Origin of the sequence: Nocardioides sp. (genome assembly GCF_050246775.1) — a bacterium.
Classification (GTDB): domain Bacteria; phylum Actinomycetota; class Actinomycetes; order Propionibacteriales; family Nocardioidaceae; genus Nocardioides.
Map to the genome: position 1 here is coordinate 1013220 of NZ_JBFWVK010000001.1, position 21668 is coordinate 1034887.

The following is a 21668-nucleotide window of genomic DNA, read 5'->3' on the forward strand; positions in this document are numbered from 1 at the left end:
CGAGTCCCAGAGGGCATGTGCAGGCTAGAGCTTCCAGGCCCCGGAGGCGGTCATGTAGATGAACGTCGAGTTGAGGGCGCCGGCGGTGATACCACGGTCGATCGCTACCTCCGTGCCCGTGATCTGCGCACAGTCGTCGCTGGCCAGGGTGGCAATAGCGTTGGCAACGGCCTCACTCGGCATGACGATGTCCTTGCTGTCCTCCTGTTTCATCACGGCGTCGTCTCCGAGGACGTGCCTGGTCAACGCTTCGCGTGCCTGCGTGCCGGTGTCGCCGTCGACTCCGCCGAGGATGACCGACAGTGAACGGATGCCCCGGTCGGCGTACTCGATGGCCTGCGTCTTGGACATCTGAAGCATGCCCGCCTTCGCGGCGTTGTACGGCGTCATGCGCGCGATCGGGCTGGTCGCGCCGTTGATGGATGCGATGTTGATGATGACGCCGCTCTGCTGTTGCACCATCTGGCGCAAGGCGTACTTCGAACAGAAGAAGGCGCCCTTGAGGTTGGTGTCAATGATGGAGTCCCACCACTCCTCCGAGGCCTCATGCGAGTCCACGAGTCCTGGAGAACCCAGGATTCCGGCATTGTTCACCAGGATGTCCAGCCGTCCGAAGCGCTGCACGGCCGCGGAGACCATGTCCTCGCAACTGGCCACCGAGGTGACGTCGCCCTGGACGAAGTGGTAATTGTCGGCGAGCGCGCCGAGATCACCGGCCACCGCCTCACCTAGCTCGGCGCGTCGCCCGGAGCCGACGACCATGGCGCCGCGGCGCAGGAAGTTCCGGGCCAGCGTCCGTCCGTTGCCGGAGGTGACTCCGGTGACGAGCACGACTTTGCCTTCCAAATTCTGCAACATGACAGTCTCCTAGACCGTGGTCTCGATGAAACGCGCGAGGCTTTCCAAGCCGTTCTGGTACATGCCGTCGATGGCGGAGCGCAGGTCGTCATCCGCCTCGAAGTGGGCACTCCAGACCACCCGCGAGCCGCCCGGCGCGTCGTGGACGGCCAGAGTGGACTCGTAGCCTTCGAGTGCCAGTGGCGCCTCGACGATCACGTAGGAGTAGCTGCGCTCGGCGTCGGAGTGTCGAATCACCTCTTCTACCGAATGACTTCCGTCCGGGAGGGTGGCGAACCTGGTCGTCCCCTCCAGGCGCGACTCGGCGAGCGCGGGCAGCCATGCGGCGATCGCTCCCGGGTCGCCGACCACGCGCCACGTCACATCGGCCGGAGCGGCGATGTCGACTTCGTGTCTGATCTCGTGCATGCCCGTACTTTCCCTTCGCTCATCGATGGTCGGTGGTGCCGGGACCGGCTGGTCGCCCAGACGGCCCCGGCACCATCGTCGTTCAGGATCCGGGAACCAGACCCGGGTCGACCTCCACGAATCCACCCAGCTCGTCCGAGCCGGTGGGCTTCAGCGTCCCATCGCCCAACGACTCGGAGAGGAGCAACCTGTTGCTGCACGCCGAGGTGCCGGGGAACTGGGTCCCGTCACACGTGAGCGTGGTCCCTGCAAAGGCCTGGTAGTCCTTGAGTCCCTTGAGGGCTTCAGTCACCGACGCCGCGTCGATGGTGTCCAAGGGCTCGACGATCCGCGTGAAGTCCATCAGCGTCGCGAAGTCCTGGTAGGTGAAGAAGCCGCGCTCGTCCTCAGGGATGTCGGACATGACCTTCTCCATCGTGTCGAGGTCCTCCTGGACCGCCTCAGGAGCGTGGTCCCGCATCGCCGGGAAGTAGTTGTTCGAGTAGGCGTAGACACCTTCGGAGTCGGATCCCAGCTGCTCGATGCCGACGCAGTTGCCGGCCAGGAGGTCGCCCTCGAAGCCTGCCTGCCGGGACTGGTCGATGAACTGCTTGCACTGGGCCGGGTTGACCAGCTTGACCACCCCGAGCAGATCAGAGCCGTTCGATTCGGCCGTCGCCGCCACCACCGAGAAGTTGGGCGTCGCGTCGTCGTAGTAGATCGCGTTGAACTCGAGGCCGAGTTCCTTGGCGACCGGGACGAGGAACTTGTCCGCGTAGGTGTGTTGGGCCGGAACGTCGTTGAGGCCGTAGCTGATGTTGGTCATACCGGCCTCCTTGAAGGCCACCAGGGGACCGATCGCGTACACGGCGTTGGCCGGGCCGAGGGCCCAGTAAGTGCCGCTGGTGTCGGTGTCCGCAACGGCGTTCTGGGCGACGTTGCCGATGACGGGGATCTTGGCCGACTTGTACACAGGAAGGCTGTACTCGGTGCCACGGTCGAAACCGTCGAGGACAGCGACGACCTTCTTCTCGACGAAGTCGTTGGCGCAGGACGTCTCCTTGGCAGGGGAGCTGTCGGTGTGACACTCGATCACCTCGAGCGGCCGGCCGTTGATCCCGCCCATCTCGCCGTTGATGTAGTCGAGACCCGCCTTCAGGCCCGGCGCCACCTGTGGGTTCGCCTCGGGACCGCTGTCGGGGATCAGGTAGCCGATGACAATGGGGTCGCCCTTGGGCGCATTCGCGGTGTCCGAGCCGCTGGAGTCGCCTGAATCACCGCAGGCCGCCAGGAGGACCGAAGTCACTGCCAGGGTGGACGCCACAGCGATGAGCTTGATGGGTCGATTCATGAACCTTCTCCTTGAAGTAGCGCCGGATCGCGCATGCGGAGCCAGAGGACCATTTCGATGAGCACCCGGGAACCTGCCGGATCCGAGGCTTTGTGGCGCTCTACATATCGGCTGCGAAGGCATGGTTCGAGGTGGCCCGGTCGGCGACCATGTGCCCGCCTCATCACCGGGGCGCAGCCTGACGGACCCCGGTCACAGAGGGGGTCTCGTTACCTTCTCGTGATGACCCGACTTGGTGGGAGCACCAAGGTCGTTGCGTGTTCCCGGGCAGGTGCTGGAGCTGTCAGGGCTGGATCAGGACCTTGACGCTGCCGCTGTCAGCACGCCCAGCCGCGAGCCTGAAGGCCTCCGGAGCATCCGCCAAGGAGAAGCGGTGAGTCACGAGCTGGGCGGAGAAGTCAGAGTTCGCGGTCAGCCACAACACGGCGTCCTCGAACTCCTCCTCGGTGTAGATGACCGAGGCGACGAGCGACAACTCCTTCACCAGACTCGTGACCGAGGTGGTGACACTCCAACCACCGCACCCGACGGACACGATGCGGCCCCCGGGAGCGGACGCCTCATAGGCCAGGTCCATCGCCGACTGTGATCCTGCCGTGTCGAGGATGCTGTCGAAAGATCTCGTGGCCGACTCCGTGGAGGTCACCACGTGCGCACCCGCAGCTTCCGCCAGAACCTGCTGATGGGAGTGGCGAGCAACCACCGAGACCTGGTGACCGAGCTGGGTGAGGATGGCCGCCGCGAACAATCCGATGGTGCCGGCGCCGACGACCAGAACGGGTGCGCCGTTCGCGGCCTTGAGGCGAGTGGCGGCGTGCGCGGCGACGGCCACGGGTTCGGCCAGCGCGGCCAGCTCGACGGCGAGGCCCGCGGGTACCGGCCGCAACTGTCGGGGGTGGACCAGAACCTGCTCGGCGAACCCGCCGTCCAAGCCGTTGACTCCCAGGAAGTGCTGCATGGACTCCGGACACAGATGGGAACGCCCGGCAGCGCACAGTGCACAGGCACCGCAGGGGAGATTGGGTTGTACCGCGACGGCGACTCCGTCCTCGGTCACCCCGGCGATCTCGTGACCCGGCACCAGCGGAGCTCCCCCGCTGGCAAGCATGGACAGGTCGCTGCCGCAGATGCCCACGCCTTTGACGTTGACGAGGACGCCATCGCCCGAAGGCGGGGGAGAATCCAGCACTGAGGCACCCTCGGTGTCGAAACGCACTGCCAGCATGGACTCACTCCTCAACTCTGATTGCCTGCGGGCACGAGGCGCCCGGGTGGATTTAGGTGCGGGCGAGGTAGGACGCCTCGACCTCGTCACGGTTGGCCAGTAACTCAGAGGCGGGGCCTTCGAACCTGATCTCGCCACGGTTGAGAACCACACCTCGGTCCGCGAACCGCAGCGCCATCTCGATGTGCTGCTCGACGAGCAGCACGCCCATGCCGTCCTCCTCCGCGGCCTGACGAATGATGGGCATCAAGGACTGGACGATCAACGGCGCGAGCCCCAGGCTCATCTCGTCGATCATCAGCACCTTGGGCTTCATCACCAAGGCTTTCCCGAGTGCGAGCATCTGCTGCTCGCCCCCCGACAGCAACCCGGCGCGCCGGTTCAGGAGCGGCCTGAGGGCTGAGAACCGGTCGAGGATCGCATCCAGGCCATCCTTGTCACCCTTGGCGACCGCGAGCCGGAAGTGCTCCTTGACCGTCAGGTCGAAGAAGATGCCGCGACTGTCCGGAACGAGCACCAGCCCCAGTCGACTGATGGCGTCGGTCCCCTTCTTGGTGATGTCCTCACCATCGAACGTGATGGACCCAGCCATCGGCCGAAGGGCACCCACAATGCTCAACAGCGTGGTCGTCTTGCCGGCGCCGTTGGGCCCGAGCATGGTGACGACCTCGCCGGGCGCCACGTCCAGGCTGGCCTCGCGGACAACTACGAGCCCGTTGTAGCCCGCGCTCAGTCCACGCACACTCAGTCCTGCGCTCATGATGCCGACCCTTCTTCCTGCTTGGCGCCGAGATAGGCCGCGATGACCTCGGGGTCCTCGCTCACCTGGGCAGGGTGACCCTCGGCCACGATCCTGCCGAAGTTGAGCACGTAGATGTGGTCGCTGTAGTTCATCATCAAGTCCATGTCGTGGTCGATCATCAGAATCGCCACACCATGGTCGACGAACTTCTGGAGGTCCCGACCGAAGTCCTGGCTCTCCGATGAGGAGAGGCCGGCCGCCGGCTCGTCGAGGAGGACGACCTTCGCGTCCGCTGCCACCGCCCGCGCCACCCCGACCAGCTTCTGCATGCCGAGCGACAGCTTGGACGGCGTTAGGTGAGCGACCTCGGTGAGCTCGGTCAGGGTCAGGAGGTCGGCCACCTTCTGCTCGACCCGCGCACGATTGCGCTTGCCACTGAAGACGTCGTGTACGGCGGTCATCAATCCACCCGGTTGGATCACCAGCTCCAGGTTCTGGGCCACCGTCAGCTCGTCGAAGAGCTCGCCGGCCTGCCACGTGCGAGCCAGGCCCGCGCGCCGGCGCGCATGGGACGGCAGCTTGTCGACCGTCTGGCCACCTAGGTGCACATGACCGGAGTAGGAGGCGAACCCCGTTACGGCGTCGACGAAGCTGGTCTTCCCCGCGCCGTTGGGTCCGATCAGTCCGACCACCTCTCCGGCGTGGACCTGGATCGAGACATTGCTGTTCGCCACCACGCCTCCGTAGCGGACCGTGACGTCCTCGGTGCGCAGGGCGGGAACCACCGTCGCGTCGGCGCCGCGACCCCTCATCTGCTCAACTGACTTCTGCATGAGCACTCTCCGTCCGGACGGGCGACTGACCGTTGCCGGTCGTGTCGGTTTGGGTGGGCCTACCGCCTCGCTGCCGAGACATCACCAGGTCCCACAGCACGCGGGTTCCACCCGCGATCCCGATCGGGTTGAAGATGGCGGTGACAATCAGCAGCAGGGCGGCGATCAGGGGGTAGTAGACACCCAGGTCGACGGTTTGATTGAGGAACAGGTAGACGATGCCGGCAGGACCGATAATGCCGGCCACCACGGCACCGGCGAAACTCCCGATCCCCCCGAGGTAAACCGTGGCGAGCATCGAGAGTCCCACGATGACCAGGAACGCCGCTGCGACGACCTGGCCCTGGCTGTAGGAGATGAGGCAACCTGCGAGACCTGCCACCGCGGACGAGATCGCGAAACCGAGCAGCTTGGTGCGCGAGACGTCGATGCCTATCGAGGCGGCGGCCCGCTCGTTGGCACGAACCGCCAGGAACGCCTGACCGGTCCGTCCCCCAAGGAGAAGCGCCAGGACGATCATCACGACGATGAGCACGGCGAGGCAGAACAGCCCGAACTGGAGCCGGGCCACGTTCGTCCCCTCGCGAACCGCCAGATTGATGCCGAACAGCGTCGGCTCGTCGAGCGGGTTTCCGGTGAGCGGCGTGAACACGTTGTTCTGGAAGATGAACTTCTGGACAACGATCGCGGCGGCCAGGGTGATGACCGCCAGCTGGGCACCGCGGATCCGAAGTGCTGGCGCTCCGATGACCACTCCCATCACCGTCGCTATCGCGGTGGCCATCACCACGGAGACGGGGAAGGGGATCCCGACGTTCTCCTGAATCTTGGACAGCGCGAAGCCGGCGGTTCCGGCGAAGGCCATCTGAGCCAGCGAGATCTGTCCGAGGTAGCCGGTGAGCACCGTGAAGGAGAGAAACAGGATGGTGAGGATGATCGAGCTGAAGATCGCATAGCGGTAGTTGCCCGACGTCATGACTAGCGCGAGCACCGTCACCAGGGTGCAGAGCGTGGCCAGCACGGGCCGGATCCGCGGGATGGTGACCGCGGGGAGCCGGGGCTCGGCGATCCGCCCCCTGGCGGGGATCCCGTGGCCGAACAGCACCAGCACCAGGATGATGACCAGGAACGGAACCGCGTCGGTGAGGCCGACCTTGGCCCACGAAGGCCACCATGGCTGGGCCGACTCGTAGGTCATCCAGGCCTGGAAGCCCCCGAGAGCCACGCCGGCGACGAAGGCGCCCCAGAACGACTTGAGAAGCCCGACGAGCGCGACAGCCAGGGCCGAGATGACCGCGAACGTGTAGATGGTGGTGTCCAGACCCACGAGCGAACCGGCCACCATCACGATCGCGGTGCTGAAGAAGCCGGTGAAGCCCCACACGATGGCTGAGAGACGATCAGGCGAGTAGCCCATCAACCGCAGCCCGAACTCACCTTCAGAGCCCGCCCTCGTGGCGATTCCCCACCGGGTGAAGCGGAAGTAGGACCACAGCAGCAAGCAGACGACGAACGCCACGATCACCGACACCAGGGACACCCTCGAGACCTGGACGGAGCCCAGGGTGAAGCTCTCGTTGGGCACCAGCGGCGCCATTCTCACGTTGAAGTTCCCGAACCTGATGGAGACCAGGGACTGGAGGAACAACAGCAGCCCGACCGAGGCAACGACCTGCGAGAGGGCCGGCGCCTTGCGGAGTGGCCGGAAGACCAGGAAGTGACACAGCAGCGTCAGGACGACCCCGCACACCAGCCCGATGATCGCTGACGGCCACAACCCCAGCGGCTCCTCACTGAGCGTGATCCGTCCGATCGGCAGGACCAGGACGCCGTCCTTGTTCAGCTGCGACATGACATAGGCACCCCACATCGCCATAGCGCCCTGCGCGAAGTTGATGATGCCGGTGGCTCGGTAGACCGCGACGAGGCAATTGGCGAACACCGCGAACACCGCACCGAGCGCCAGGCCAAGGATGATCAGAGTGACGACGACACTCATTGCTGCCTCTCAACGTTCCGACCGGGTGGTCTGATCGGGTGGATGGAATGTCTCCGGGGATGACGGCGGAACCGGCGGACTACCAGTTGTGGTAGACGACCTTGAGCTGCGTGTACTTCAGCAACCCGTGCTTGCCGTCCTCGCCGCCATAGCCGGACTCCTTGTGTCCACCGTGGTGGGCATGGAGCGCTTCACCGCTGCCGCGGTTCACGAACACCTCGCCGACCTGAAGGTCGCGGGTGCCGATCATGGCGTTGGCATACGAGCTGGTCCACAGGTAGGCAGCGAGGCCGTAGCGCGAGCTGTTCGCGATCTCGATGGCTTCCTCGAACGAGTCGAATGCCAGCACCGGGACTACGGGGCCGAAGGTCTCGTCGACCGCGATGGACATGTCAGCCGTCACTCCGGTGATCACGGTGGGCTCGTACCAGTAGCCCTTCTCGAACTGCGCACCCGCGGGACGCCCGCCACCGGTGGCGATCGTGGCCCCCTGACTCACGGCCTTCTGAACGGCGCCGTCCACCTTGTCGAAGTGCGCACCGTTGGCCAGGGGACCGAAGTCCGGGTTGTCGGCAGGGTTGCCCACCTTCAGGTTTCGCACGGCTTCGGTGTAGCGCTCGATGAAGTCGTTCAGGATGGGCCGCTCGACCAGGATTCGCTCGGTCGCGTTGCAGAACTCTCCCGCGCACCAGAATCGCGACTGCACGAGGTTGGGAATGGCCTTGTCCAGGTCGGCGTCCTTGAGGACGATCGCGGGCGCCTTGCTGCCGAGCTCGAGCGCGACCCGGGTGAGGGTGTCGGAGGCGCTGGCCATGATTCGCTTACCGGTGTCACGATGCCCGGTGAAGGACACCATGTCGGAGTTCAGACTGGCGACCAGGGCTTTGCCGACCTCTCCGCCCCCGGTGACGATGTTGAGGACTCCAGGAGGAACGTCGGTCTGCTCCTGGATGAGCTTGATGGCCAGGATCGTCGAGAGGGGAGGGACCTCGCTGGGCTTCACCACCACGGTGTTCCCGGCGACGAGCGCTGGGGCGATCTTCCGAGCAGCGATGGTCAAGGCCCAGTTCCAGGGACAGATCGCCACCACGACCCCGAGCGGCTCGCGCTGGATGAGTATCGACTCGTCCGGGTTGTCACTCGGCAGGATCTCGCCCTCGATCCGCAGAGCCCATTCCGCGTTGAGGTCGAGCATGATGGCGGCGACCTCGACGTCGGCCTGGGACATCGCCAACGTCTTGCCCGACTCGGCCATCACCACAAGACTCAACTGCTCGGCGTTCGCACGCAGCACTGCGGCCATGTCGTGGAGCAGCGCCGCTCGGGTCGAGGGGCCGCAGCGGGCCCACGCGTACTGAGCGTCCTTGGCGGACTGCAGGGCAGCCTCGACCTGTGCGACGGAGGCACTGGGAACGTTGGCCAGGACCTCCTCGGTGCTCGGGTTCAGCACCGGGATCGCGGCGGCCTCGCCGTCGTACCACGACCCGCCGTAACCGATGGGCCGGTCGGCGATCTCCTGCATCTCGGCTGTCGAAGACTTCGTGATGGTCACAACTACTCCTAGATTCGACGCGATGGGTGTTGCTGCTACCACCTAACCCTCCCGTCGCCGAACAGACGACCGTCCCCCCGTCGAGGCTTTGTACATCTCCACAGCCCCCTCGAACCCCCCAGGGCTTGACGTGAATTGACAAACATGTCAAGTATTGGCGCAGGCATCGCCGTCCCCGGCGGCCATCTGGACGGAGCCGACTCATGCGCGACCTCTTGTCGAAGGATCTTCTGCGCGGTCGCAACGTGTTCGTGAGCGGAGGCGGCAGCGGCGTCAACCTGGCGATCGCCCAAGCATGCGCCGAGCTCGGCGCCAACGTGGCACTGTGCGGACGTACCGAGGCCAAGCTCAAGCTGGCCACGGCCGCCCTCGAGGCGCTCGGCGTCGAGGCTGTGTACGCGGTCGCTGACGTCCGGGACGCGGTCGCAGTCGACTCGGCACTCGAAGTGGCAGCGCGTCACCTGGGCCCGATGGATGCGGTCGTGTGTGGCGCCGCCGGGAACTTCCTGGCCCCCGCCGAGCGCATCAGCAGCAACGGGTTCCGGGCCGTCATGGACATCGACCTGCTGGGTAGCTTCCACGTCGCCAAGGCGTCGTTCGAGCAGTTGCGGACGACCGCGGGCAACCTGCTGTTCGTGTCGGGCGGCCAGTCCCAGATGCCCTTCGTCCACCAGGCGCACGTCTCGGCGGCGAAGGCCGGGGTGGACCAGTTGATGCGCACCCTCGCCCTCGAGTGGGGACCTCTGGGCATCAGGTCGAACTCGATCATCCCGGGCCCGGTCAGCGGGACCGAGGGCATGAGACGCCTCGCCGAGACCGCGGATGCCGACGTCTGGGCCGGCATGGTGCCTCTGGGGCGCTTCGCCCGCCTGGAGGAGATCGGGACCATCGCCGCGATCCTGATGTCCCCCTTGGCGGCATTCGTCAACGGAGCCCAGATCGTCGTGGACGGCGGGATGTCACTGTCCGGCTCGTCGGCCTTCAACCAGGCCGTCCTCAGCGCCGCCACCCCGTCAGACTGAGGCGGACGCGCAGCGTCGTGGCGCCCGACCGCGCCATAGGTGGTGCCGCGTCCCCCCGTCAAGTGGGCGATTGGCACACGCTGTGCACCGCTCCGCTGAGGACCTCACCCAGAACTTGACGTTGATGTCAAGGAATCCGACGCTGAGGGCCCGGCACGGTGGGGAGTCTCTTGCAGGACCTCGATCTCCCTGTTCGCAGGTCTCGCCCGCGCATCCCACCGTGCCGTGTCCACGACCCCGCGAGCAACAGGCGCCCAACGGAGGCACGAGTGAGTAGCGACATCGAGGGTGCAGTGGATCTCGCGGCACTGAGCGCTTGGCTGGTCAGCCAGGAGGTCAGCGTGGACGGCGACCTCAGGCTCGAACTGATCGGTGGCGGACGGTCGAACCTCACCTTCAGCGTGACCGATGATCACCATCGCTGGATCCTGCGCCGCCCCCCGCTGGGCGCCTACCATCGCGGTGCCCACGACGTTGGACGCGAGTACCGGGTGATGGCCGCCTTACAGGACTCCTCGGTCCCGGTCCCAGTCATGATCGCGAACTGCGAGGACCCTTCGGTGATCGGGGCGCCCTTCTACCTGATGCAGGAAGTGGCCGGCGTCGTCCTCAGATCACGGGAGATGGTGGCTGAGTTGACCCCCGAGACCGCGCTCGCTTTGTCGGAGTCTCTAGTCGATACGTTGGCCGATCTCCACGAGGTGGACGTGGAAGCCGTCGGCCTGAGCAGGCTCGGCAAGCCACAGGGCTACCTGGAGCGCCAACTGGCCCGCTGGCAGAAGCAGTACCACGCGGTGTCGACGCGGCACACAGATCGGGTGCACGACGTCGTGGCGGCCCTGAGTGCGGCGATGCCAGTCAGCGAGACGGTGTCCATCGTGCACGGCGACTTCCGCATCGACAACGTGATCGTGAACAGCTCGGATCGAGGTGTCGTGGCTGCGGTCCTCGACTGGGAGATGGCCACCCTTGGTGACCCGCTGGCAGACCTGGCCACCTTGGTGATGTTCTGGGACGAGGTGGGTCGGCCGTTCAACCCAATCACCGGCGGCCTCACCGCCTTCCCCGGCTTCCTCTCGGTGGACGAGGTCGTGCAGGCCTACGCCGAGCGCCGCAGCCTGGATCAGCGGGACGTGGACAGCCTCGACTGGTACCTCGCCTTCTCGAAGTTCAAGCTGGCCGTGATCCTCGAGCAGATCCACGTGCGGCACGCGTCCGGACAGACCCTTGGCGCAGGATTCGAAGGCATCGATCTCATGGTCGACCAGCTGCTCGGCGAGTGCGTCCCACCGAGCCCAGGCGTTGCTCACGCGACCCCGTGACCCGGGCATCGAACTCGAGGGGCTCGTCGTCGAGCGTCAACCAAGTGGAGGAAGACCCATGCATGAAGCAGTGATCGTGGACGTCGTACGGACCGGCTCGGGGCGCGGGAAGGGGGGTGGCGCCCTCGCGGACACTCACCCCGGCGAGCTCCTGGCCACCGTGCTCGGAGCACTGCTCGAGCGCAACAGCCTGGATGGCCACGAGGTGGACGACGTGATCGCCGGCTGCGTGAGCCAGGTCGGCGACCAAGCCCTGAACATCGCTCGCACCGCGGCCCTGGCCGCCGGGCTACCCGAGACGGTGCCGGGCACGACAGTGGACCGGCAGTGCGGTTCCAGCCAGCAGGCCGTGCATTTCGCCGCCCAAGGAGTGATGGCCGGCGCCTACGAGGTCGTCATCGCCTGCGGCGTCGAGAGCATGAGCCGGGTGCAGATGGGTGCGGCCAACTCCGGAGGCGATCCGCTCCAGCCTCTCGTGCCGCGCTACCCCGAGGGCCTGGTCAACCAGGGTGTGTCCGCCGAACTGATAGCGGCCCGGTGGAAGTGGAGCCGTGAGGACCTGGACGAGTACTCGGCACGATCCCACCAAAGGGCCGCGACTGCGGCCGCAGCAGGCTGGTTCGACCGCGAGATCGTGCCCGTGGGACCGCATCGGCACGACGAGACCATTCGCGGCAACACGACCCCCGAGGGACTCTCCGCGCTGCGCGCCGCCTTCAGGTCCGAGGACCTGGCCGAGCGCTTCCCCGAGATCGAGTGGGCCATCACGCCCGGCAACTCCTCACCACTCACCGACGGGGCCTCCGCAGCCCTGATCATGAGTGCTGAGCGCGCCGTGGCGCTGGGCCTACGGCCGCGCGCCAGGTTCAGATCCTTCGCCGTGACGGGCAGCGATCCGTTCCTGATGCTCACCGGCGTGATCCCGGCGACCCAGATGGCACTGCGCCGCGCTGGGCTCTCGATCGAGAAGATCGATGCCTTCGAGGTCAACGAGGCCTTCGCGCCCGTGCCCCTGACCTGGGCGCGTGAGTTCGACGTGGACGAGGCGCGAGTGAACCCCCGCGGAGGCGCCATTGCCCTCGGGCACCCACTCGGAGCATCGGGAATCCGACTGCTCACCACCATGGTGCACCACCTCGAGGACACCAACGGCAGTCTGGGTCTCCAGACCATGTGTGAAGGCGGCGGCATGGCCAACGCCACCATCATCGAGGTGCTGGGCTGATGTCGCGCTCGACTGGCAGCGACCTCCGGCCGTCGGCGCGCGGGCAGGAGCTGTACGCCGCCATGGTGGAGTTCATGCGCGACGAGGTCCTGCCTGCAGAGGCTGACTACCACCGACAGCGCCATGCCCGCGGCCCCGAGGACCACCGGGTGCCCGACGTGGTCGAGACCTTGAAGGGCGAGGCTCGCGCCAGAGGACTGTGGAACCTGTTCCTTCCGTCCGAGTCGGGCATTTCCCAGTTGGACTACGCCGCGATCGCAGAACTGTCCGGCTGGTCCCTGGAACTGGCCCCCGAGGCGATCAACGGTCAGGCGCCGGACACGGGCAACATGGAGCTGCTGCACCTCTTCGGCACCGAGGCGCAAAATGATCAGTGGCTGAGTCCCCTGCTCGCTGGCACGATCCGATCGTGCTTCGCGATGACCGAGCCTGACGTGGCCAGCAGCGACGCCACGAACATCACCACCTCGATCCGTCGCGAGGGCGACGAGTACGTCGTGGACGGCCGGAAGTGGTGGGCCAGCGGGATCCTGGATCCTCGGTGCCAGGTGATGATCGTGATGGGCAAGACAGACCCGGATGCTGCGGCCCACCGGCAGCAGTCGATGCTGCTGGTGCCGGTCAGCACCCCCGGGGTCACCGTGGAGCGAGATGTGCCCGTGTTCGGGCGTCACGACCAGCACGGCCACGGCGAGGTCACGCTCAACGGGGTACGGGTTCCCGTCTCGAACCGGCTCGGCGCCGAGGGCGACGGGTTCGCGATGGCACAGGCTCGTCTGGGGCCCGGGCGGATCCACCACTGCATGCGGGCCCTCGGCGCGGCCGAGCGGGCGCTAGCCATGCTCATCGACCGCGCTGGTCAGCGAGTCGCCTTCGGCGGCCCCCTGCTCGAGCGGGAGCTGGTCCAGGCCGACATCGCCGAGTCCCGCATCGCCATCGAGCAGGCTCGCCTGCTGTGCCTCGCGACCGCGAAGACCATCGACGATCACGGCAACAAGGCCGCCTCGTCGATGGTCTCCATGGCCAAGGTCGTGGTTCCACGGGTTGCCTCGCGGGTCATTGATCGGGCGATCCAGGTGTACGGCGGTGCAGGAGTCAGCGACGACGTACCGCTCGCGGCGATGTGGGGATGGCATCGGGCGATGCGCATCTTCGACGGTCCCGATGAGGTGCACCTGCGCGCGGTAGCACGGCGCGAGACCAGGGCGACGCCGCTGTTCGACCCCGCGGCATTCGGGTCACTGTCGTCCCGGCCGTGACCGACCGGTGCCGCGCTGCCGGGCCGAAGGGCTCGGGCGCGCTCAACAGCGACCGAACCGGGTGTCCTCGGCGAAGTCGAGAATCTGGAAGGCCAGGGAAGCGCGCAGCGCACCGTCAAGTGCCTCGGGCGCGAACATCGACATCTCCTTGATCTTGCCGAGGCGATACCGAACGGTGTTCTCGTGCACGGTCAACGCTGCGGCCGCTCCACGGATCTGCGCATCGTGGAGCACGAACTGGCGCAGGGTCTCGACCAACTGCCCGCCGTTCGCCTCGTCGTGCCGCTGCAGGGGACTCAGCCATGAGCTGACCTGCTTGACCGCATCGGCAAACCCACCCGACATCGTCACGAGTCGCACGAAGTCCAGCTCGCTCGACAGGACGCTGCGCGCGGACGCGTCGGCGTCCAGCAGCACCATCGAGGTCTGCTTCACGCTCTCAGCCTCGGCAGCGATCCGCTCGATCGACCGGCAAGTCTCCGAGGCCACCAGGTAGCGGACCCCGAACCGTGAGGCCAACTCGTCGAACTCTTCGTCCAACACCCCCCGCAAGCTCGTTTCCGACGCGCCTTCACGGGCCGACAGCTCGAGTAGGAGCAGGCTCGCGCCAGGAACGCTGATCGACGCGACACAGGCCGCCTGCGGGGCGAGGGCACTGGTGACGAAGCTCAACGCCTCGGTGTGCTGGAGCGCGCTGCTGGGCGTGGCGTCATCCAGGTTGCGCGCGTATTGCAGACGCAGCAGAACATGCGGCCGGGCGAAGTCGAACTTGAACCGGTCCGCCCTCTTCAGCAACAGCGACACATCTCGCCTGCGATAGATCAGGTCTGCGAAGAACGACTCCCGCTCCTGGCGCTCCACCTCCTCGCTTCGCCGTGACGAGGCCAGCTTGAGCGCCATCACCATCGAGACCTGCTCGAGGGCCTTGCGGTCCTGGGGTTGGAAGGGCGTCGCCATCTCGCACAGCTCGAGGTACCCCGCGCACTCACCGTCGACGATCATCGCCGTGAACAGCCGTCGGCACTTGGTCTCAGGAGTGGCCCGCAGCATCACACTGGGCTGGTCACCGGTCAGGCCGTCGAGCGCCTGCCTGACCCAGGGCAGGTTCGCCAGGTCCTCGGTCAGGCCGGGCGAACCCTGGTGCCTGAGATCCGCTGGGGCGACGAAGGCGACGGCCGAGACATCGGGTCCGTAGAAGACGGCGGGCTTGCCCAGGAGCTGCACGATGATGCCCAGGATCTCGTCGATCTCGGCTCCGTTGACCATCGCCTGCATCACCTGCTGGTGCACCAACGACGACTCGTCGAGCAACCGGCGCTGGCTCTCGATGAGATCGGCTCGCTGTTGGAGGCGGCGGTAGGTCCAGGCCTGATGAACCACCAGGGCGGAGAGTCCGGCGAACGCCTGCGCGAGGGCGACGTCCTCGTCCCCGTAGTCGTGCGGCTCCACCTCGTTGTCGAGGTAGATGATCCCGATGACGTCACCCTTCAGGACGAGGGGCACGCCCAACATGTCGCACACGCCCCAGCGCAGCATGGTCGCCCGCAGGGTCCGGGGGTCCTCGGTGGCGTCGCGCACGATCACCGGCGCGGCCGTCTTGACGATCTCCTCGGTGAACCGGTCCCCCACTCCCCCGGCCACGAGCTTCTTGACCCGCGCATCGATGTCGTGGTGGGTGCTGTGCCCTGCCTGGCCTTGGAACAACCCGTCCTTGCGGCGCAGGTAGACCGAGCACCGGCTGACGCCGATCAGGTCGCACATCGACCTCCCGACCAGGCCGAGGACATCGTCCAGCGGAGCAGCCGCGTTGGCCGCGAGGAGCGCCACCTCTTCGAACGCCTGCACGACCCTCACGTAGTTCGTGGAGAGGTGCACGGCGTCCAGGCCGGTGTCCAGCTGTGCGATCGACATAAACTCAGCCCAATGCTCGAAGGGTCCCGAGGCGTGTAACGCACATCACACCCGAATATGACATACATGTCAAGTTCATTGCCGGGGATTCCACACCCAACTGTGACCTGGCATCGGGCCACCGTCGGGCTAGCGGTGCGTCTGTCCGTCGTCGACCCGGATCACGGTCCCCGTGACTGCCTCCGAGTCCGGTGAGGCAAGGAACAACAACGTGCTGTCGAGCTGTAACGGCGTACCCAACCGCTTGCGGGGCAGGGTGTCGCGGAAGTCCCCGACCCGCTCCAGCATTCCGTCCATCATCTCCGACTCGAACGCTCCGGGCGCGATCGCATTGACGTTGACCTGGTACTCGGCCCATTCGACGGCGAGGACCTCGGTCATGCGACTGACCGCCGCCTTGCTCACCGCGTAGAGCGCCGCGCCCTCCCCCGCGTAGTGGTACGCCGACATCGAGGAAATGTTGATGATCCGACCGGGGACCCCGGCTTCGATCAGCTTGCGCGCCACCTCCGTGGACATGAGCCAGGGTCCGCGCACGTTGGTGTCCAGGACGGCGTTGACGAGGTCCAGGGGCATCCGGTGCGCCCGTCGCGCGTCGGGGATGCCGGCGTTGTTCACCAGGATGCTCGGGAGCCCCACGGTCCTCACGCACCGCTCAACGCCCGCTGTGACCTGCTCGGGGTCCGACACGTCGAGTGCGACCGCGAGGGCCTCTCCACCGGACGCGTGGATCTCCGCTACGAGTGTCTCGAGTCGTTCGACCCGGCGCGCGCACACCGCGACCTTCGCTCCGGCTCGGGCCAGCACCACGGCGAAGTGTCGCCCCAGACCAGAGGAAGCACCGGTGACCAGGGCGACCTGCCCCTCCAACGGCCGAGCGTCAGTCACGACCCGGCGCGGTGGGCGAGGAGTCTCGGAGTGAGCTGGTGCCGGACACCGAGTCGGGTGGCCGCCGACGTGACCGCGTCCGCGTAGCGCTCGACGTTGGCCAGCTTGACGTGCTCGTAGCCGCGGATGTCGTCAGCAAGCGCCAGAGCGTCCCGGGATACTCGCAGGTTCTCCGCGTCGAGCCCCTCGGAGATCTCGTGGAGAAAGGCGGCGTAGTGCGTCACAAGATCGCGTTCGACCTTGCGGACGCCCGCATAGCCGAAGACGTCGAACGCGGTCCCCCTCACGAACTTCATCGCCCCGAGGAGCGCGAACACCGGCCGGAACCAGGGCCCGAGCTTCAGCTTGCGTTGCATTCCGAGTGCTCGCAGGAACGGTGGGTGCAGGTACCAGGACACCTTCGCGCCCGTGCCGAACTCGCGCTCGACCGCGGACTTCGCGGATTGCAGGAGGTGGAGCCTGGCCACTTCATACTCATCCTTGTACGCCGTGAGGTGGAACAGTTGACGGACCGCCTCCTCGGTCACCTCGCCCGGCGCACCGGCCACCCGGGATTCCGCCGAGGCCACGCCGTGGATCCTCGCCAGGTACTCACGGGCGACGGAACGGTTCTGGAACTTCACTAGTTCGGCAGCACGGATCTCCAACGTCCGGCGCAGCCCCGGCTCGAGGGTGATGGCGTCGACAAGCGTCTGCAGTTCGGCGTCGAGGTCGGCACCTTGGGGCGTGCGTGAGACCAAAGCGGCCACCGTGTCCGGGTGTGCGACGGCCGCGCGCCCCCATCGGAACGCTTCGAGATTGGCGTCCACCGCGGCTCCATTGAGCCTGATCGCCTCCTCGATCGCGTTGGCGGAGAGCGGAAGGGCCCCACTCTGGAAGGCCGCACCCACCAGCACGGTGTTGGTCATCAGGTGGTTGCCGAACACCGCCTCGGCGACGGCGTTGGGGTCGACGTACACGTTGTGCTCGGCGAGGGATGCCGAGTCGAGCTGTCCCCTGATCGCGGTCAGGTCCGGATAGGCGATGGACGGGTCGACGGCCTGGTCAGCCGTCGGCGTCGGGCTCAGCGAACCGACGACGACAGAACGCGTCGGCGAGAGCAATCCCACCACCTTGGTGGTGAAGCCGGCGAGCAGGTCGAACGACAACAGCAGGTCGGCGTCGCCCTCGGCGATGCCGCCAGCCGGCTCCTGCCCGGGCGAGGAGTACACCTGCAGTTGGGACACGACCGGGCCCGCCTTCTGGCTGGAGCCCGTGAGGTCTGCGTTCCGGACAAGCTTGCCGTCGATGACGGCCGCGGTGGCGAGCACCTGACTCATGGTCACCACACCGGTCCCGCCGATTCCCGTCATGGCGACGTTGAAGGAGTCACTGCTGGCGACGGTTGTCGGCCTCGGCGATGCCGGAGCCGCTCGCACGGCCTTCCTCTCCCGGGTGGCGTTCTTCGTCTCCACCGACAGGAACGAGGGGCAGTCACCTTTCACGCAGCTGTAGTCCAGATTGCAGGAGGACTGGTGAATCTGGGTCTTGCGGCCGAACTCGGTCTCGACGGGCTGGACGCTCAGGCACTGCGACTTGGAGTTGCAGTCCCCGCACCCTTCACAGACTCGGTCGTTGACCATGATGCGCTGGGTCGGCTCGACCATCTTCTTGCGCTTGCGAAGCCGTCGCTTCTCAGCGGCGCAGTACTGATCGTGGATCAGCACCGTCACCCCTGGCGTTCGGGCTAGCGTCTCCTGCGCGTCGATGAGCCGGTCGCGGTGCCAGACCTCGACGCCACGTTGCAGGGCGATCCGTCGATACTTCTTGGTGTCGTCGGTGGTCACGATCGTGCGGGCGACGCCTTCGGCCGCCATCAGTCGGGTGAGGCTGGCGACGCTCATGCCACCCTCGACGTGTTGGCCGCCGGTCATCCCCACCGCGCTGTTGTACAGCAGCTTGTAGGTCACGTTCACACCCGACGCGACGGCGGCGCGAAGGGCGAGGCTCGCCGAGTGGTGGAAGGTGCCGTCCCCGACGTTCTGGAAGATGTGGGAGGTCGTGGTGAAGGGCGACATGCCGATCCACTGGGCACCCTCGCCACCCATCTGCGTGTAGCCGGCCATGATCCCGTACTCCTCGCGCGGGACGACCAACTCCATGATGTGGCAGCCGATACCGGCGGCAACCGTCGCCCCCTCGGGAACCAGGAGCGAGCTGTTGTGCGGGCATCCGGAGCAGAAGAACGGCTTGCGTGCTGTCAGCAGAGGCAGCAGGGTCAGCGCCCGCTTGGGAGCCGGCACCCGGACGACGTCCCCGAGGATCGCCGCGAGCGCAGGTCCCATGACGCTGGCGATCAGGTCCGGAGACAGGGCCCCGCTCTCCGGCAGCAGCGGCTCACCCTCAGCGTTGGACTTGCCGAGCACCACGGGGGCGCCGGGGCGTCCGTACAGTGCTTCCTTGATCAGTCGCTCGATCAGGGGTCGCTTCTCCTCGACAACGACGATGTGGGTCAGCCCGTCAGCGAATTCCACCCACTCCTCCCGAGCGACCGGCCACAGAGCGCCCATGCGCTTGAGACGCACGCCGTTCTGACGCAGGACGTCGTCGTCCATGCCCAGGATCGACAACGCCTTGCGCAGGTCGTAGTACGCCGCACCGGGCGCGACCAGCCCGATGCGCGGGGTCGGGGGCTCGACGGTGATGGGGTTCAGCTTGTTGAGGAGGATGTACTGCTCGGCCAGCCGACGCCGCTCCTGCACCAGGTCGCGCTCGGCTTCGCGCATGGGTGGGCCCGGGGTGTTCACACGAAGCGTCGGGGTGAAGTCGGCCTCGGGATGGACGAAGGTCAGTCGGGACGGTGTCACGTCGGCCGAGCCGGAGGACTCAGCGGTGGCGGGCACCATCTTGAAGCCGACCCACAGTCCACTGACGCGGGACAGCTCGTAGCCGTGAGCGGCGAGGTCCAGGATGTCCTGGACGTCACCCGGGAACAGCAGGGGCATGCCCCAGTCAATGAACATGCCGTTGCTGTCGGTCGGGAAGTTCGTGGAGGATGCGTCGGGGTCATCTCCGGCCACGACGAGTACGCCGCCGTGCCGAGCTGCACCCTTGATGTTGTTCGTGCGCAGGGCGTCTGCGGCCCGATCAACGCCTGGTGCCTTGCCGAACCACATGCCGAACACGCCGTCGACCGTGGCGCCCTCGAGTTCGTTGACGGTCTGCGCCCCCCAGAGCGCCGTAGCCGCCAGTTCCTCGTTGAGTCCCGGCTGGTGCACGACGCGATGCTCGGTCAGGCGCTTGAGCTGGCGGTTCATCTCGATGTCCAGCCCACCTAGGGGTGACCCCGGGTAGCCGGAGACCAATCCGCCGGTGTCAAGGCCGGCGGCCTGGTCGCGACGCCGCTGATCCAGAAGGACTCGGACGAGGGCCTGCGTCGCGGTCAGGTAGACCTCACCGGTCACCTGGGTGAAGCGGCTTGACAGGTCGAACGAGCCGGGTGGGCTACTGATGGGCGGCGTATCCGCGATGGACATGTGTTCCTCTCACAGAGTGGTGCCGGTCCAGGTGGCTGAGATCCCACGGGTCACCCGGTTGCACCACCCCAACTTGATACTACTGTCAAGTGTGACCACGAGCACAACCCATGTCAAGAGGTGCCTGCCCGTGGCGGGGAGGCGTTCACCGGAACCTCGCGTTCTTGCACCCCGATCTGGTCGCACCAGATCTCCGCGAGCCCGCAGACGGCCTGTGCATGGTCGAAAGGCATCCCCCGCAGGATCCAGAAGTAGCAGAAGCGCTCGTGCTGGATCGTCAGCAGCGCCGCACGGAACCGAGCAGTTTCCGCAGTCACCCCGCGGGCGTCCTCGATGAGCGGGGCGATGAAGTCAGCGACCTCTTCGGTTCGCTCGAAGTACACCTCGGCCAGCAGCGGCTCGAGCGCGATGGCCTCGTGGATCGCGATCAGACGCTGCCGATTCTCGGCGTAGAAGGCGAAGGTTCGCTCAAGCCAGGCCTCGATCATGGATCGGTCCCGCACCGGCGCCCGGGCCAGATCCCGATAGAGCCGCATCAGCTTGTGCCGGATGACGTCCCACATCCCCTCGGCAAGCTCCGCCTTGCCGGAGAAGTGCACGTAGAAGGTGGCCCGGCTGGTCCCCGCCCGCCGCGCCACGTCATCCACGGTGCACTGGCTGTAACCCCGATCCTCGAACTCGCGCAGGGCGGCGTCAGTCAGGCGTTGGCGGGTCAGCGCCTTGTACTCAGAGCGGATGCCCTGCCGCTTGGAAGCCCTACTACCGCTTTGCCCGGTCGTCATCGAAGTCGCGCGGCTCCTCGTCGGTTGACACCTTGTCAGTGACCGACTGTGCGCCACTCAGGTGTCCGCAGTCAAGGGCCGGCCCGTTAGGAGTTGGCGGCACCCTGTCCGAGGGCCCGTTCCCAGATCGCCGTCAAGGCGTCGATCAGACGCTCTTCCTCGAACTCACGCTTCAGGGAGAACCACACGTAGCAGACGTACTCGAGCATCGCTCCGAGCGACTCGGCCGTGTACTCGACATCGAGGTCAGGGTCGGTCAGACCCTGATCCTTCATCCGGGTGAGTCCGCGCTCGGTGCGCCGTACGAACGTCTCACGAACGTCGAGTCGCAGCTGGCGGAGCTCGGGCGAGAAGAGGCCGACCTGTTCCATCAGCCCGATCATCGTCGCGTGCGGGCGGTAGGCGAGGACGAATCGGCGCACCGAGTCACGCACACGTAGATGGAAGTCAGCACTGGGAATCGTGATGGCCATCGAGGCGAGCATCTCCTCGATGACGCGGTGCGCCACGGCCGTGAAGACCGCCTCCTTGGTGTCGAAGTAGGTGTAGAAGGTGCCGTGGGACACCTTCGCCTCCTTGACGATGTCGCTGACGCGGGTGTCGACGAAGCCCTTGGTCTCGAACACACGGCGGGCCGCGACGAGAAGACCTTCCTTGCGAAGGGCTCCGCGGTCGGTGACCGGCCCCTGGTCGCGTCGCGCCTGTTGCACCTCGGTCGGTCCCGGCATCGCCTCTCACTCCCCTCGGGCACACGTCCCGTCCGGTGGCTCCATCCGACTGCCCCGGCACGTGCCGGG

The 21668-nt window shown here is 66.5% G+C and carries 17 protein-coding genes; 4 read left to right on the forward strand and 13 right to left on the reverse strand.

Features of this window, described 5'->3' with window-relative positions; all coding sequences use genetic code 11:
* Nucleotides 1–24: 24 nt before the first annotated feature.
* From AB7I40_RS04800 to AB7I40_RS04835, 8 genes are all read right to left on the reverse strand, one after another.
* On the reverse strand, nucleotides 25–858 hold the full coding sequence (locus AB7I40_RS04800) for an SDR family NAD(P)-dependent oxidoreductase (RefSeq protein ID WP_428343904.1): 834 nt from the start codon (nucleotides 856–858) through the stop codon (nucleotides 25–27).
* Nucleotides 859–867: 9 nt separating this feature from the next.
* Nucleotides 868–1266 carry an SRPBCC family protein gene (locus tag AB7I40_RS04805; RefSeq protein WP_428343905.1) on the reverse strand — a complete coding sequence of 133 codons (399 nt, stop codon included), beginning with the start codon at nucleotides 1264–1266 and terminating at the stop codon, nucleotides 868–870.
* 82 nt (nucleotides 1267–1348) lie between these two features.
* Nucleotides 1349–2596 carry an ABC transporter substrate-binding protein gene (locus tag AB7I40_RS04810; RefSeq protein ID WP_428343906.1) on the reverse strand — a complete coding sequence of 416 codons (1248 nt, stop codon included), beginning with the start codon at nucleotides 2594–2596 and terminating at the stop codon, nucleotides 1349–1351.
* 283 nt (nucleotides 2597–2879) lie between these two features.
* Nucleotides 2880–3821, reverse strand: a complete 942-nt coding sequence (locus tag AB7I40_RS04815) for a zinc-dependent alcohol dehydrogenase (protein WP_428343907.1) — start codon at nucleotides 3819–3821, stop codon at nucleotides 2880–2882.
* A gap of 52 nt (nucleotides 3822–3873) precedes the next feature.
* Nucleotides 3874–4581, reverse strand: coding sequence for an ABC transporter ATP-binding protein (locus tag AB7I40_RS04820; RefSeq protein ID WP_428343908.1), 708 nt, complete (start codon nucleotides 4579–4581; stop codon nucleotides 3874–3876).
* Entirely contained in the window at nucleotides 4578–5396 is an 819-nt protein-coding gene (locus AB7I40_RS04825) for an ABC transporter ATP-binding protein (protein WP_428343909.1), read from the reverse strand. Before AB7I40_RS04825 ends, AB7I40_RS04820 begins: the two co-directional genes overlap by 4 nt.
* Nucleotides 5380–7395 (reverse strand): ABC transporter permease, encoded by a 2016-nt coding sequence (locus AB7I40_RS04830; RefSeq protein ID WP_428343910.1) that lies wholly within the window; start codon nucleotides 7393–7395, stop codon nucleotides 5380–5382. The genes AB7I40_RS04825 and AB7I40_RS04830 overlap by 17 nt, the downstream gene beginning before the upstream one ends.
* Before the next feature lie 79 nt (nucleotides 7396–7474).
* Nucleotides 7475–8947, reverse strand: a complete 1473-nt coding sequence (locus AB7I40_RS04835; protein ID WP_428343911.1) for an aldehyde dehydrogenase family protein — start codon at nucleotides 8945–8947, stop codon at nucleotides 7475–7477.
* Nucleotides 8948–9150: 203 nt separating this feature from the next.
* Between AB7I40_RS04835 and AB7I40_RS04840 the strand changes: the two genes are divergently transcribed.
* The 4 genes from AB7I40_RS04840 to AB7I40_RS04855 all read left to right on the forward strand — a co-directional run bounded on the left by AB7I40_RS04840 (nucleotide 9151) and on the right by AB7I40_RS04855 (nucleotide 13775).
* Entirely contained in the window at nucleotides 9151–9969 is an 819-nt protein-coding gene (locus tag AB7I40_RS04840; RefSeq protein ID WP_428343912.1) for an SDR family oxidoreductase, read from the forward strand.
* Between the two features lie 269 nt (nucleotides 9970–10238).
* The gene (locus AB7I40_RS04845; protein ID WP_428343913.1) at nucleotides 10239–11291 is read left to right on the forward strand and encodes a phosphotransferase family protein; all 1053 of its coding nucleotides are present in this window, start codon (nucleotides 10239–10241) and stop codon (nucleotides 11289–11291) included.
* Between the two features lie 58 nt (nucleotides 11292–11349).
* Nucleotides 11350–12516 (forward strand): thiolase family protein, encoded by a 1167-nt coding sequence (locus AB7I40_RS04850; protein ID WP_428343914.1) that lies wholly within the window; start codon nucleotides 11350–11352, stop codon nucleotides 12514–12516.
* The gene (locus AB7I40_RS04855) at nucleotides 12516–13775 is read left to right on the forward strand and encodes an acyl-CoA dehydrogenase family protein (RefSeq protein ID WP_428343915.1); all 1260 of its coding nucleotides are present in this window, start codon (nucleotides 12516–12518) and stop codon (nucleotides 13773–13775) included. Before AB7I40_RS04850 ends, AB7I40_RS04855 begins: the two co-directional genes overlap by 1 nt.
* 42 nt (nucleotides 13776–13817) lie before the next feature.
* Here AB7I40_RS04855 and AB7I40_RS04860 read toward each other — a convergent pair whose 3' ends face one another.
* The 5 genes from AB7I40_RS04860 to AB7I40_RS04880 form a co-directional block, all read right to left on the reverse strand.
* A complete protein-coding gene (locus AB7I40_RS04860) occupies nucleotides 13818–15686 on the reverse strand; it encodes a GAF domain-containing protein (protein ID WP_428343916.1) in 1869 nt (622 codons plus the stop codon).
* Between the two features lie 129 nt (nucleotides 15687–15815).
* The gene (locus tag AB7I40_RS04865; RefSeq protein ID WP_428343917.1) at nucleotides 15816–16574 is read right to left on the reverse strand and encodes an SDR family NAD(P)-dependent oxidoreductase; all 759 of its coding nucleotides are present in this window, start codon (nucleotides 16572–16574) and stop codon (nucleotides 15816–15818) included.
* On the reverse strand, nucleotides 16571–20089 hold the full coding sequence (locus AB7I40_RS04870; RefSeq protein ID WP_428343918.1) for an indolepyruvate ferredoxin oxidoreductase family protein: 3519 nt from the start codon (nucleotides 20087–20089) through the stop codon (nucleotides 16571–16573). The genes AB7I40_RS04865 and AB7I40_RS04870 overlap by 4 nt, the downstream gene beginning before the upstream one ends.
* 113 nt (nucleotides 20090–20202) lie before the next feature.
* Nucleotides 20203–20871 (reverse strand): TetR/AcrR family transcriptional regulator, encoded by a 669-nt coding sequence (locus AB7I40_RS04875; protein WP_428343919.1) that lies wholly within the window; start codon nucleotides 20869–20871, stop codon nucleotides 20203–20205.
* Between the two features lie 86 nt (nucleotides 20872–20957).
* Nucleotides 20958–21599 (reverse strand): TetR/AcrR family transcriptional regulator, encoded by a 642-nt coding sequence (locus AB7I40_RS04880; RefSeq protein ID WP_428343920.1) that lies wholly within the window; start codon nucleotides 21597–21599, stop codon nucleotides 20958–20960.
* Nucleotides 21600–21668: the final 69 nt, after the last annotated feature.

Excerpts from the sequence above, each read along its gene's own strand:
- AB7I40_RS04800 (WP_428343904.1), bottom strand. The coding sequence starts at position 858 with ATGTTGCAGAATTTGGAAGGCAAAGTCGTGCTCGTCACCGGAGTCACC.
- AB7I40_RS04805 (WP_428343905.1), bottom strand. The coding sequence starts at position 1,266 with ATGCACGAGATCAGACACGAAGTCGACATCGCCGCTCCGGCCGATGTG.
- AB7I40_RS04810 (WP_428343906.1), bottom strand. The coding sequence starts at position 2,596 with ATGAATCGACCCATCAAGCTCATCGCTGTGGCGTCCACCCTGGCAGTG.
- AB7I40_RS04815 (WP_428343907.1), bottom strand. The coding sequence starts at position 3,821 with ATGCTGGCAGTGCGTTTCGACACCGAGGGTGCCTCAGTGCTGGATTCT.
- AB7I40_RS04820 (WP_428343908.1), bottom strand. The coding sequence starts at position 4,581 with ATGAGCGCAGGACTGAGTGTGCGTGGACTGAGCGCGGGCTACAACGGG.
- AB7I40_RS04825 (WP_428343909.1), bottom strand. The coding sequence starts at position 5,396 with ATGCAGAAGTCAGTTGAGCAGATGAGGGGTCGCGGCGCCGACGCGACG.
- AB7I40_RS04830 (WP_428343910.1), bottom strand. The coding sequence starts at position 7,395 with ATGAGTGTCGTCGTCACTCTGATCATCCTTGGCCTGGCGCTCGGTGCG.
- AB7I40_RS04840 (WP_428343912.1), top strand. The coding sequence starts at position 9,151 with ATGCGCGACCTCTTGTCGAAGGATCTTCTGCGCGGTCGCAACGTGTTC.
- AB7I40_RS04850 (WP_428343914.1), top strand. The coding sequence starts at position 11,350 with ATGCATGAAGCAGTGATCGTGGACGTCGTACGGACCGGCTCGGGGCGC.
- AB7I40_RS04855 (WP_428343915.1), top strand. The coding sequence starts at position 12,516 with ATGTCGCGCTCGACTGGCAGCGACCTCCGGCCGTCGGCGCGCGGGCAG.
- AB7I40_RS04860 (WP_428343916.1), bottom strand. The coding sequence starts at position 15,686 with ATGTCGATCGCACAGCTGGACACCGGCCTGGACGCCGTGCACCTCTCC.
- AB7I40_RS04870 (WP_428343918.1), bottom strand. The coding sequence starts at position 20,089 with ATGTCCATCGCGGATACGCCGCCCATCAGTAGCCCACCCGGCTCGTTC.
- AB7I40_RS04875 (WP_428343919.1), bottom strand. The coding sequence starts at position 20,871 with ATGACGACCGGGCAAAGCGGTAGTAGGGCTTCCAAGCGGCAGGGCATC.
- AB7I40_RS04880 (WP_428343920.1), bottom strand. The coding sequence starts at position 21,599 with ATGCCGGGACCGACCGAGGTGCAACAGGCGCGACGCGACCAGGGGCCG.